Origin of the sequence: Algibacillus agarilyticus (genome assembly GCF_003286125.1) — a bacterium.
GTDB classification, from domain to species: domain Bacteria; phylum Pseudomonadota; class Gammaproteobacteria; order Enterobacterales; family Alteromonadaceae; genus Algibacillus; species Algibacillus agarilyticus.
The window spans coordinates 70,572-83,770 of the sequence record NZ_QMED01000009.1 but is presented as its reverse complement, the minus strand read 5'-3'; the positions used below and the strand labels follow the sequence as shown (position 1 = coordinate 83,770).

The 13,199-nt window shown below is 37.7% G+C and carries 11 protein-coding genes; 10 read left to right on the top strand and 1 reads right to left on the bottom strand.

Annotation, left to right across the window (positions count from 1 at the left end; all coding sequences use genetic code 11):
- The first annotated feature begins 205 nt into the window (after window positions 1-205).
- The 8 genes from DPX34_RS09180 (at window position 206) to DPX34_RS09145 (ending at window position 10,171) form a co-directional block, all read left to right on the top strand.
- Entirely contained in the window at window positions 206-1,702 is a 1,497-nt protein-coding gene (locus DPX34_RS09180; RefSeq protein ID WP_111978126.1) for a tryptophan halogenase family protein, read from the top strand.
- A 142-nt stretch (window positions 1,703-1,844) separates the two neighbouring features.
- Window positions 1,845-4,715, top strand: coding sequence for an alpha-L-rhamnosidase-related protein (locus tag DPX34_RS09175; RefSeq protein WP_157964675.1), 2,871 nt, complete (start codon window positions 1,845-1,847; stop codon window positions 4,713-4,715).
- A 359-nt stretch (window positions 4,716-5,074) separates the two neighbouring features.
- Window positions 5,075-5,452 (top strand): YacL family protein, encoded by a 378-nt coding sequence (locus DPX34_RS09170; protein WP_111978123.1) that lies wholly within the window; start codon window positions 5,075-5,077, stop codon window positions 5,450-5,452.
- 362 nt (window positions 5,453-5,814) lie between these two features.
- Entirely contained in the window at window positions 5,815-6,024 is a 210-nt protein-coding gene (locus tag DPX34_RS09165) for a cold-shock protein (protein ID WP_111978121.1), read from the top strand.
- A gap of 642 nt (window positions 6,025-6,666) precedes the next feature.
- Window positions 6,667-7,842: a chromate efflux transporter gene (gene chrA / locus DPX34_RS09160; protein WP_198673665.1), complete on the top strand. Its 1,176-nt coding sequence runs from the start codon at window positions 6,667-6,669 to the stop codon at window positions 7,840-7,842.
- A 138-nt stretch (window positions 7,843-7,980) separates the two neighbouring features.
- On the top strand, window positions 7,981-8,844 hold the full coding sequence (locus tag DPX34_RS09155; protein WP_111978193.1) for a chemotaxis protein: 864 nt from the start codon (window positions 7,981-7,983) through the stop codon (window positions 8,842-8,844).
- Window positions 8,845-8,856: 12 nt separating this feature from the next.
- On the top strand, window positions 8,857-9,330 hold the full coding sequence (locus DPX34_RS09150; protein ID WP_111978119.1) for an FKBP-type peptidyl-prolyl cis-trans isomerase: 474 nt from the start codon (window positions 8,857-8,859) through the stop codon (window positions 9,328-9,330).
- Between the two features lie 235 nt (window positions 9,331-9,565).
- Complete coding sequence (locus DPX34_RS09145) at window positions 9,566-10,171, top strand: peroxiredoxin (RefSeq protein ID WP_111978117.1); 606 nt, start codon at window positions 9,566-9,568, stop codon at window positions 10,169-10,171.
- Window positions 10,172-10,253: 82 nt separating this feature from the next.
- On the opposite strand, the gene rnt is transcribed toward DPX34_RS09145, so the two are convergent.
- A complete protein-coding gene (gene rnt / locus DPX34_RS09140; protein ID WP_111978115.1) occupies window positions 10,254-10,895 on the bottom strand; it encodes a ribonuclease T in 642 nt (213 codons plus the stop codon).
- 158 nt (window positions 10,896-11,053) lie between these two features.
- Between rnt and DPX34_RS09135 the strand changes: the two genes are divergently transcribed.
- Window positions 11,054-11,929, top strand: coding sequence for a flagellar protein MotY (locus DPX34_RS09135; RefSeq protein ID WP_111978113.1), 876 nt, complete (start codon window positions 11,054-11,056; stop codon window positions 11,927-11,929).
- 161 nt (window positions 11,930-12,090) lie between these two features.
- Complete coding sequence (gene mnmA / locus DPX34_RS09130) at window positions 12,091-13,191, top strand: tRNA 2-thiouridine(34) synthase MnmA (RefSeq protein WP_111978111.1); 1,101 nt, start codon at window positions 12,091-12,093, stop codon at window positions 13,189-13,191.
- Window positions 13,192-13,199 lie beyond the last annotated feature (8 nt).

Sequence of the window (13,199 nt, the reverse complement as noted above, 5' to 3'; positions counted from 1 at the left end):
CCTGTCTCATATTATGTGGCGGGGCTTTTTTATGGCTTCATTTTTATATTTTTCAACCGTATTTATAAAGTGCGGTTGAAAAATATCAATTATGACAAATACTTATAACTATCTTTCATCTAAATTGTTTTATTTCATTTTCTATGTGATAGACAAATACAGATAGCAATTTATTTTTTATTTGAATATATAGTTTGGACAGACAATGACGCAAAAATTAAAAAAAATAGTGATCGTAGGGGGGGGCGCAGCAGGTTGGATGTCAGCGGCATTTTTAGCTCGTCAATTGGATAAAGATTGCGAAATAAAACTCATTGAATCTTCTGAAATTGGAACGGTTGGGGTAGGTGAAGCCACAATACCCCCGATAAAGCAGTTTAATAATTTGCTTGGGATTAAAGAAAGTGATTTCTTAAAGAGTACACAAGGTACTTTTAAGCTAGGTATTGATTTTGAGAACTGGCATAAAAAAGGAGATCGCTATTTCCATCCCTTTGGTCGTTTTGGTTTAGAAATTGATTATGCCCCTTTTCATTTTTTTTGGTTACGCAATCAAGCAGACGGAGTGAATAAACCCGTAGAAGAATATTCAATGGCGTGGCATATGGCAAAAAATAACAAATTTGCTCACCCTTCTCGTGACGCTCGTTCTGTACAGTCAACTTTTGATTATGCTTATCATTTTGACGCTAATTTGTATGCTAATTATTTAAAAAATTATAGTTTGAAGCTGGGGGTTAAACATCAAGAAGGTAAAGTAGATGAGGTATTTACTCACCCTGAAAGTGGCTTTATTACAAATGTGAAGCTCAGTAATGGTGATGAAGTTGCGGGCGATTTTTTTATCGACTGTACTGGGTTTAATAGCTTATTGTTGGGTAAAACAATGGGGGTTGGCTACCAAAATTGGCAAAAATGGTTGCCATGTGACAAAGCTGTCGCAGTACCAAGTCAATTACCAAACCAAATATTACCTTATACCCGATCTATCGCTCACCAAGCGGGGTGGCAGTGGCAAATTCCTTTGCAAAGCCGTTTAGGTAACGGCTTAGTTTATAGTAGCCAATATATGGAGACTAATGAGGCGACAGAAACGTTATTACAAAACATACCGACAAAAGCGATTAGCGAACCTAAGCATTTATCATTTACAACAGGCCGCCGAAATGAATTTTGGCATAAAAACTGTTTGGCGGTAGGTTTGTCGGCAGGCTTTTTAGAGCCCTTAGAATCAACGAGTTTACATTTGATTCAAAGTGCTATTTTACGTTTTACTACTTATTTACCGAGTACGGATTGTTATTCACTTCTTGCTGAGCAATATAACCGAGAAACAGCCTCTGAATATGAGCAACTGAGAGATTTTTTAATTCTGCATTATAAGGCGACTGCACGAGAGGATAGTGAGTTTTGGCACTATTGCAAAAATATGCAGATACCTGAAGCGCTAGCTGACAAAATTGCTCTATATAAACATGCTGGCCATTTAACACCTGAAGCCGATAATTTATTTAAGCATACTAATTGGCTTGCTGTGATGGCAGGGCAAGGACTAAAGCCTGATCAGTTACCGGGTATGGTAACCCATAAACAAAATATCGATTATACCCGCACGTTAAATGGCCTTCGCAAAATAATGATTGAATCATCACAATCTGCTCCTAGGCATAACGATTTTATCGCTAAATACTGTAAGTCATAATTTTATCTTTAATTATTTTAAATAGAGTACCCCCATGTTTTTTGTTGACCTTTTAAGTCGTTGTCGACTGGTTTTGTTGATCGTTTTTTGCTCTTTATTATCGTGCCAAACTCATAGAGAGGTTAATCAAGTTAGTGTCAACATGCCTTCTTCTGTATCGTCATTGTATTTGAGAGGGGCTTTTAATGGCTGGGGGGTTGATCATCCGTTTAAGAAGAAAGAAAAAAGCATTTATACTGCGACCATTGAAGTGACTCCAGGTAACTTTGGTTTTAAAGTCGCAACTGAAGATTGGTCTTCTGAATGGGTTGTTAATGTGCAATCACAAGAAATTATCACCCTGGGCACACGATATTTTTTACATAAAACCAAAGCGCCAGAAGACGCTCTGTTTGTTAATAAAACCGGGCGTTTTGTATTTACTTTGGATTTAACGCAACCTGACAAGCCCATTTTAATGGTCAATCAAGCAATAGAACCGACTAAAATTGTGATTAATCCGCATGAAAACCAAGATGAAATAACTGAACGAAAATATGAAACCTACGATCATAAGTTTGAAACGGTTACGTACTCGATAGCAGATTCTAAGTCACCTTTGCGAGCTTATACGCAATCTTCAACTGCTGAATTAAGAGATGCAGGTCCAAAATATACAAAATACACTGAAAAACCCGATTTACCTTATATTAGAACGGGAAGTGTTGAATTTGATGCTTTGTTTGCGTTAGCCATTAATGAAATGGGTTACTTGAGTGTTGATAGTATAAATGATGGTAATTATAAAAAAGGGCAAGATATAGCCTGCCAATGTTTTAAAACAGGTGAAAAATGGGCGTATGTCTGGACTCGTGATTTAGCTTATGCCGCTGATTTAAGCTTGGCGTTATTAGATCCTGAACGAGTCCTAAATTCATTGCTTTTTAAAACGTCTTTTTTTAGAGATAACCTCAACTTATCACAACATATTGCAGGTGACTTAAAAGGGCGACAAATAATACAGGACACGGGCAGTGGTGGCAGTTGGCCGGTCAGTACAGATCGAGTCACGTGGGCATTCGGTGCAGACAAAGTATTAGATAATTTACCCCAACATAAACGACAAGCATTTTTAATAACCGCTTTTGATGCGTTGGTTAATACGATTGAGAATGATCGAATCGTTGCTTTTGACAAACATGATGGTTTATATAGAGGTGAGCAATCTTTCCTTGATTGGCGAGAGCAAACGTATGCTACTTGGATTGTTAATGATTTATCTCAGATGGCAACTTCGAAAGCGTTATCAACTAATGCGGCGCATTATAAAGCACTAACACTCGCCGCCAAAATAGCAAAAGAATTAAATCGAACTGAAGTCGAAATTAAATATTCTGATTGGGCCAGCCAGTTAAAAAAGGCAATCAATAATCGATTGTGGATTGAAGAAACGGGCTTATACAGTAGTTTGACTGCCGGTGAATACGACAGCCGACCGTTAAAAAAATATGATTGGTTAGGACAATCATTAGCTATTATTACTGGCATTGCGAGTAATGAACAAGCGGCTTCTATTTTAAGCCATTATCCGCACGGGCCGATGGGCGCTCCGGTTATATTTCCACAGCAACCTGAAATAGCGGTTTACCATAATCGAGCTATTTGGCCGTTTGTAACCGCCTATGGTTTAAAAGCTGCAACGTCCAGCCAACATACCTCAGCGGCTGATGCTGCTTATAAAACGCTAATTAGAGGTGCTGCACTTAATTTATCTAATATGGAAAATTTAGAGTGGTTATCTGGGCAGCCAATGTGGTTACAAATGGATGCCCCGAGCATGTCAGGACCTGTGATTAATTCTAAATATCAACTTTGGTCAGTTGCCGCATATCTTAATATGGTGGTTGAGAATGTTTTTGGTATCAAGACAGATGATGGTGTTTTGTCGATTAATCCATTTATTTCACCTGATTTATTGAATGATCATTTACAGAATCGAACTGAATTATCATTAAAAAATTTATCGCTGTTAGGCAAAAAAGTAAATATTACGTTAAACCGTCCGCTAGGTAAATTATCTCAATATAGCTATTTAACAACTGATCATATCAAACTTAATGGCGTTATGATTGAAGAAGGAAAAGGGATTCCGTTAGCTGCTTTAGCAGCAAATAATCACATTGTGGTGCAACTTAAAACTATTAAGGTTCCTAATAATACGATTAACCTTGTTAAAGCTAAACCTGGCGAATTAACCACTCATCTATTTGCACCTTTAGAGCCTGAACTGAAATTATCTAAATCACAGAATAATCAAACAGTGAAAAAGCAGGTGGTTAGGTTAGTTTTAAAGCCTCATCCCAAACAAACTTTCAAGCAGTCTATTGCTTTTAATCTATACCGAAATGGAAAATTGCTGCAACAACATGTGAAGGCAGGTGAGCATGATGTTGTTTATCAAGCAAACGAAGCTAATTGTTATATTGCTGAAGCTATTAACCAAAGCTCACTCTATTCACATCCGAGCCGAAACCGTTGTGTTGGGTCTAATCAATTTATTTCTGTTGAAAGCCAGCAGGTTAAAAGTAACGTTCGCCTTGATAAATTATCAAATGGGATGTCTGTGATTAAAGATTGGGGTAAAGAAGGTGATCAATTAAAGATTAGTCAAATCAACATTGAACAACAGAATAAATTCAGCTTTAGATTTGCTTACGATAATAAACAGCATGTTATCGGCCAAGGGATCACCGCAGGTGTAAAATGGTTAGAAATAATAAACGAAGTAGGGCATGTTGTCGCACAAGGCGTTATTCAGTTCCCTCATGTTAGTCCGACAAATGCTATTGAACGTTTAACTTTTTCTACCGCTTTGCAGGTTGAATTAGTAAAAGGCGTTTATCAAGTTGAACTAACCGATTTCTTTAATATGAGTTATCTGCAAAGTAATGAAACTTACTCTGCCAGCGGAGGTTTATCGGGCGCTGTTAACCAAGTTGATCTATATGGTTTACAGATATCTCATGCTTTTTAGGTGCCGTTATAGTCTTCTCGCTCAGGTTTAATGGTTCATTGTCAGCGCTTACTCTCTACTTTGGCTCCTGCGTCGTTCTAACACCTAAATCTATTTAGGCGGCCCCAATCACATAGTAGAGCCTATGCTCATGGCGTCTCGAAGCTTGCTTGCATGGATGCAGGTAAGGGGCGATAGCAGGACGCGGTAGCTTTGACGGCTGCCCCTAAACCCCGATCGCTTTGACTATATTTTTAAACTTGTGGTTTAAATAGCGCCGTTTGTGACTTAACGATATAATGCCTTAATCTTTAACAAACAGATGGCAAATTATTTTTGTTTGTTAGCTAGCTTTATATACACTTAACTGAGCAAAAAAATTGGAATATATCTTTTACCGCGACCCGAACACTGGTTTTAAAGCCGAATTAAATTCAGAGCATAGTATATTTGGCCGTTGGCTTATTGATGAGATTGGTGATGATAAGCAAAAAATGGCTGAGGTTGATGCATTAATTACACAAGCCAGTCAAAACTTAATGAATGTACAGGTTAGTGTGGGGAGTGAAGTTACGTTGTCACTTAACCATGATGAAGCCATTGTTCAGGTCAATGTTTTTGAAGATGCGGAAGAAGAGGAGCGTCTACTGGAAGAGTCATTAAGTATTGATGATCACTTAGAATGTGCAGGCTGTGGATTTGATGACTTTGTGGTGTTTTTTGCAAGTTGGAAGTCTTTTTTAATCGAATGTAAGTGATTCAACTTATTGATTTATATTACAATTAATTGTTTGAAAGTGTTTTTTTATAATATTTAGTATTTATTTGTATAAAATGTTTGACTGTGGGGTTAAGGGGTATATACTGAACACAGCTTGAAAGTCAGTCTTATATTTATACAGTCCATAGCGTCGTTTTAGTAGTCTCTTAATAGATTGAAAGGTTTATTAAAGACATGAAACCTTTCGCAATTGATAGTAAGTTGATTCTACCCTTGATTTATCAAGGTCTCAATGTGACAGGCAATAAATCGCCCTATATTGATAAATACTCGTACCACTTTTAGCAACGCGCCCTATGGCAACTTTATTACATTATTTACACTTGGATACACATATATATGTCTGATACTATCACTGGCACAGTAAAATGGTTTGACGAATCTAAAGGTTTCGGTTTTATTTCTCAAGAAAATGGTCCTGACGTTTTCGCTCACTTCAGTGCAATCTCTGGTGACGGCTTCAAAACTTTAGCTGAAGGCCAAAAAGTAACATTTACTGTTACTCAAGGTCAAAAAGGCCCTCAAGCAGAAAATATTCAAGCTTTATAATTTATAACGTGCGTTTATTCGCATGATATAAATAAAGCCGCATTAGCCAGCTTATTAGCTGGCTTTTTATTGCCTGAAATATATTATTTTTATTATCACGTCTAAATAAAACCTGCTTACTAGCCCGTTCGATTCAGTAAAAAAGCTAAAAAACGCATCTAATACCAATCCGTAATAATAAGTGCCCACTCCACTCACCGAGCGTTTAAATGCACTTAAATGAAAGAATAGTGGTGCTCTTTTGAGTTCGAGTAACACAGAGTAAGCGCATTTAAAACTCGCCTGAAAGGAATGCCCTAGCGGCTTTTGACCTGCGTTATCGGTATTTGAAAGGGTGACCATTCCTGTACACAGACGTCTTGTTCAAAAACCGCTGGATGCATTCTGAGAGATCACTTATTTATATGAATTGGTATAAGTTGTTATTTTACAAGGTAAGTTCTAAACACCCTTATCAAGTTTTTCACTTCGCTAAGGTGGTCTCCCCATAAACGATAATGGTATCACTACTCGCATTGCTACTCGGATAGCGACTCGCTAATTTAAAGTTAACGTTAGTTATTTTGTTAGTTCATCCATCTTCACTCTCATTTAATTTATTAGGTATAATGACCCCCGTTGACTATTTATAGAGATTTTACAGTGATATTTAAGTTGTTTGGCTACTTTTTCATACTCGGTTGCACAAGTTTTGGCGGCCCTGCTGCGCACATTGGGTATTTTCAAAAATTATTTGTAGAGCAACTCAATTGGTTAACGGCTGCCGAGTATCAGCAGCTTGTTGCGTTAAGCCAAGTTTTGCCTGGGCCGGGTTCTAGTCAAGTAGGTTTTGCAATCGGTTTGCATAAATACGGATTAATTGGTGGTGTATTAGCTTTTGTTGGCTTTACTTTACCCTCATTTATTTTGCTTCTGTTGCTTTCGTATTTTCAATTTCTATTTGTTGATTGGGGAATAGAGGGGATTTACGCTGGGTTAAAACTCTTTGCGGTTATGGTTGTTATTGATGCCATCTGGACGATGGGAAAAAGCTTTTGTTCCTCAAAAGAGACATTAGCTGTGTGTTTGATAGCCAGTGCTATACTTTTTTATTTTCCTTATGCTTGGCTGACTCCGTTACTTATTTTGTTGGTTGGTTTAGTAGGCTATACCGTTGGAGCTATTAAACAAGATAAAGCAGCGTTAAAACATGAAAGTAGCAGCCATAGCGACACTGGTAGAAATATAAATAAGGTTAGATTTATTCCGCTTGTTGGTTTTTTTATCTTATTGATTGGGCTACCTTTGATAAAGAGCCTGCATCCAATCATCGAATTATTTGATAGTTTTTATCAAGCTGGAGCTATGGTTTTTGGTGGCGGACATGTCGTTTTACCTTTATTGCAGCAATCGATGGGGGACGTTGTCAGTCAAGATACATTTTTAACGGGTTATGCTGCAGCACAAATAATTCCAGGACCGATGTTTACGCTTGCTACTTACTTAGGTGCTGAATGGTATGTATCTTCTCCTGTAATAGGTGCTATCTTTGCTACGATGGCTGTTTTTTTACCGGGGTTGTTATTAATGTATGCTATGGTAAAAAATTGGCAGATGTTAATGGCAAAGCCAAAATTAATGCAAGCGGTTAAGTATATCAATGCGGCTGTTGTCGGTATCTTAATCGTGGCGTTATATAATCCAATTGGGATTAACGCTGTTCACTCTATAAGCCAATTCTTGATTGTAATCTTAAGTTTATTTATATTTAGATATAGCTCGTTACCCATTTACATTTTTGCATTACTGAGCATTGTTGGAGGCGCTATTTTACTTTAAAAAGCGTTGTCAGGTTTTAATCGAACTCGGCGGGTTCCTTTATTGAGATCATTTAATAAATCATTTATGGTTAAATTACCCTTCTTTGGAGTTAATTGAGTGAGTAATAAAAATAACAAAGCCAGTCATGCACAAGGAATGTTGTTATTTAACGTTAATAGTAGACAGACATTTGCGCTAGGTACATTAAAAGTACAAGAACTGGTTCCACTCTCGAGTTTGTCTGCTATACCGCGATCTCACCCTTGTGTTTTAGGTGCTGCCAATTTTAGAGGCCTGACCATTCCTGTTATTGATATGGCTAAAGCGATACGCTGTCAGCCAATCCCCCCCGAGGAATATAAAAATTGCTTTGTTATTATAACCGATTGCCAACGTATGAAAATCGGCTTTTTGGTGCACAGTATTCAACGGATTGTAGAATGTAATTGGCGTGATATTTTAAGTCCACCTAGTCACTTAGGTGATAAAATATTTGTAACCGGAGTCACTGAGGTTAATGGAGAGTTGATTCAACTGTTGGATGTTGAATTATTATTATCACTTATTTATCCAGAAAACAAACTGCCGAAAAGAGCTATTTTAACGGATGTTCAGCGAGAGTTAGTGAAACCATTAAGTATTTTATTAGTTGATGATTCAACCGTTGCTCGTAAACAGTTGTCTGACGCACTTGATGGCTTAAATATACCTTATCAAGTGTGTTCTAATGGACTCGATGCATTAAATTTAATGCAAACCTGTTATGAAAATAAATCACCCATTGATATTTTAGTGAGTGATATTGAAATGCCAGGATTAGATGGATACGAACTTACATTTGAAGTAAAAGACCGGTCTCAGCTTAATGATTGCTATATTATATTACACACCTCTATTTCGAGTGAAATTAGTGTCGGTCAAGCTAAGCAAGTAGGCGCAAACGAAGCATTAACCAAATTTGATGTTTTTGAACTCACAGACGCTATATTACGTGGCGCAGAATATTGTCAAAATCGATAGGTAATTAGAACAGTGAAAAAAATTATTTTTATTATTTTTATGATGTATTGGACTTCGGCGCAAGCAAATTATTTGCCGGCGAATGATCCAATGCGCATCGTCACCAATTACGAAATAGGTCAACTATTTTTGCGTGATAATGCAAAAGCCGAAGGTGTTATCACAACATCGAGTGGATTACAGTACAAAATTTTAAAAGAAGGCAAAGGCGTTTTCCCGAGTCGTCACAATCGTGTTAAAGTCTTTTATCAGGGTAAAAACCTGAAAAATCAAATATTCGATACTAATTTTAACCAAAAGCCAATCACATTTGGTTTACGTGAGGTTATTAAAGGCTGGACAGAAGGGCTCACCAAGATCAGTGAAGGTGGACGTATTCAACTTTTTATACCGTCAAATCTTGCTTATGGCCGTCAAGGTGCTCCGCCAAATATCGGAGAAGATGAAACGCTTGTTTTTATTATTGACCTGATAAAAGTTTACTAACCTTAACTTTAATATCTTTGTTACTTTAATTGAGCAACCCCGCCTATATATTTTCAGTTGCTCAATTAATCAACTTAGTCACAATAAAACGTTATTATTTATAGATAAAAATACTTGAGTACAGCACTTGGTTTTTCACATACTGCCTATATACTCTTTTTCTAGTAATACTTGTTCTTATACAAAAGTGTAAGAATATTCCTCATTCATAATGACAAATAAATGGAGTACAACCATGTCTGTATTAGTTGGCCGTCAAGCCCCAGACTTTACTGCAGCAGCTGTTTTAGGCAGTGGCGAGATTGTTGATAGCTTTACTTTAAGTGAAGTGACTAAAGGTAAAAAAGCCGTTATCTTCTTTTACCCATTAGATTTCACTTTTGTATGTCCTTCAGAGTTAATCGCTTTTGATAAGCGTTTTGAAGAATTTGCAAAACGTGGTGTTGAAGTTATCGGTGTTTCAATTGACTCACAGTTCACTCACGCAGCATGGCGCAATACGCCTGTAAATGAAGGCGGAATTGGTGCAGTTAAATATGCTTTAGTTGCTGATGTTAAGCATGAAATCTGTCAAGCATATGATGTTGAGCATCCAGAAGCCGGTGTTGCTTTCCGTGGTTCTTTCTTAATTGATGAAGATGGTTTAGTACGTCACCAAGTTGTTAATGATTTACCATTAGGCCGTAACGTAGACGAAATGTTACGTATGGTTGATGCTTTATCATTCACACAAGAGCACGGTGAAGTTTGTCCTGCTGGTTGGCAAGACGGTGATAAAGGTATGAAGCCAGACGCTGATGGCGTTGCTTCTTACTTAGCAGAAAATGCTGACAAGTTATAAGATTTATTTATAACTAAAAAAAGCCCGATTTATATCGGGCTTTTTGTTATCTAGCGCAATAAAAAATGGAAACTAATACTCGTTACTCTTCTACAGGGTGTAAGTCGTCTGCGGGCCAACCACCTAATGCTTTCCACTTATTAACCATATAGCAGAATAACTCAGCTGTTTTTTGCGTATCATATTGTGCTGCATGGGCTTCTTTATTATCGAACTCTATTCCCGCTGCTTGACAGGCTTTAATTAGCACTGTTTGGCCTAAAACCAAACCGGCTAAGCTGGTTGTATCAAATGAAACAAATGGATGAAATGGGGAGCGCTTAACGCTGCTTCTTGCAAGTGCCGCATTGAAAAAAGACATATCAAAAGCAGCGTTATGCGCAACCATGATCGCACGTTGGCAATCATACTCTTTTTGTTTTTTTCTAACCGCTTTGAATATTTCTTTTAATGCTTCAGCTTCGTCAACAGCTGCACGCAAAGGGTTAAATGGGTCAATACCATTGAATTCCAGCGCAGATTTTTCTAAATTAGCGCCTTCGAACGGATTAACATTAAACTGCAGTGTTTCACCGGTGCTAATAACGCCGTCGTCATCCATTTCAGTGAGTGTGGCGGCTATCTCGAGCAAGGCATCTGTTTTTGCATTAAAACCGGCTGTTTCAACATCGATAACAACAGGGTAATAACCTCTAAATCTTTGTTTAAAAAGTTGATTCTTCATAGTATATATAAATATTTATTTATCATCTGTCCCTATTATGTCAGAAAACACGGTAAAGTCGGCGCGTATTTTGCTAAATATTTTTAAACAGTATAAATTTAATACGTATTTGTCTGGTTTAAGCTATTTTAAGCCAGCTTTTTGACAGGTTACAATCGATGACGCGCCTTATTTCCTTATTTACACTAATGTTTATTTTATTTTGGCAAAATGCGATGGCTGATTTACGGCAATATAATGCCCGGCTAGAGAATTCCGCTTGGTCTATACCTACTGCGTCAAAATTACAATGCACCTTGTCTCATGCCATTCCTCGCTATGGTGACGCTTTATTTACTACTTATGCAAGTCGAGAATTAAACCTTGAATTCGAACTTGATATGCTGCGTTTACCTTCTCATTACGATGTCGCTGAAGTTTTCTCTGTAGCTCCGCCTTGGCGAGCGGGCGTTAAATCACGCATGTTGAGCAACATGAAAATTTTGAAACAGTTTCATGGTGAATTACCACAAGAGACCGCATGGGAAATGTTAACGGAACTCGAAAAGGGGATGCAACCGACTTTATATTATACCGACTGGAGTAATCCTAACGACAAAGTGTCAGTGAGTTTAAATTCAATTAATTTTCATAAGCAATACGAAAGCTTTTTGCGCTGCGTGGATGACTTATTACCCTATAGTTTTGATGATATTGCATTTACGATTTTGAATTATAAGAAAAACTCATCACGTTTGACTAAAGAATCAAGTAAACGTTTGGCTATGATAGGCGAATATTTAAAAGCGGAACCTGAATTGGATTTAGTTTTAATCACTGCATTTACCGATAGTTATGGTGGTCGTTACCATAATGAACAACTCTCGATTAAACGTGCAGAGCGTATTAAAACATTTTTCACCGAACAAGGTGTAGAAGCTGATCGCGTGAGTACGCAAGGTTATGGCGAAAAACGTCACATAGACACGAATCAAAACGTATTAGGCCGAGCTAAAAACCGCCGAGTTGTTATTCAGTTAGAACGAACTCTGTAATTAAAAGAGTCATCGGGGCGCTTCGTTTTGCCTAATGCGCTTACTTGGCTATGGTGTATAGCCAAAAAATATAATTTGCGCGTTAATTAGCGCACGGATGTATTTTGCTAGAGGCCAAAATCTGTTAAAATTCGCGCCCTAATTTTTCCTCGGGTGGTTCGATGTCTGACAATAGTAGTAAGAAAGTCATTGTAGGTATGTCTGGTGGTGTAGACTCCTCTGTATCAGCGTATTTATTACTTCAACAAGGTTATCAAGTTGAAGGCTTATTTATGAAAAACTGGGAAGAAGACGATACTGATGAGTATTGTTCTGCTGCTCAAGATCTTGCTGATGCGCAAGCTGTTTCAGATAAATTAGGTATCCATCTACATACGATCAATTTCGCCGCAGAATATTGGGATAATGTATTCGAATACTTTTTAGCCGAATATAAAGCTGGGCGGACGCCAAATCCCGATATCATGTGCAATAAAGAAATCAAATTTAAAGCCTTTTTAGAATTTGCGGCAGAAGCTTTAAATGCGGATTACATTGCCACTGGTCATTATGTAAGGCGAAGAGAGTCTGATAATGGCTTCCAACTTCTGCGTGGATTAGATACAAATAAAGATCAAAGTTATTTTCTTTATGCTGTCGGCGCTAAGCAAATCGGTCAAACTTTATTTCCTGTTGGTGAGTTAGAGAAACCTGAAGTTCGCCGAATAGCGGAAGAGCAAGATTTAGTGACGGCTAATAAAAAAGATTCTACGGGGATCTGTTTTATTGGCGAGCGCAAATTTACTGACTTTCTTCAACAATATTTGCCTGCTCAGCCAGGTAAAATAGAAACGGTTGATGGTGAAATTGTTGGTGATCACCAAGGTTTGATGTATCACACTTTAGGCCAACGCAAAGGTTTACGTATTGGTGGTTTATCGGATAAAGGGGAAGAACCTTGGTATACGGTAGACAAAGACCTTGAACGTAATGTTTTGATTGTGGCACAAGGTAGCAAGCACCCACGTTTATTTTCTAAAGGCTTAATGGCAACTCAATTAAATTGGGTAGACGGAAAAGGGCCCAAAGGAACGATCACCTGCGCTGTTAAAACACGCTATCGACAACCGGATATTCAATGTGAATTGAAGCGTATTTCTGATGATCAAATTAAAGTCATATTTAACGAACCTGTCTCGTCTGTTACACCCGGACAATCAGCTGTCTTTTACCTAGATGAAGTTTGTTTAGGTGGCGGCATTATAGATCAATTAATTAAGTAAGCTTTTTA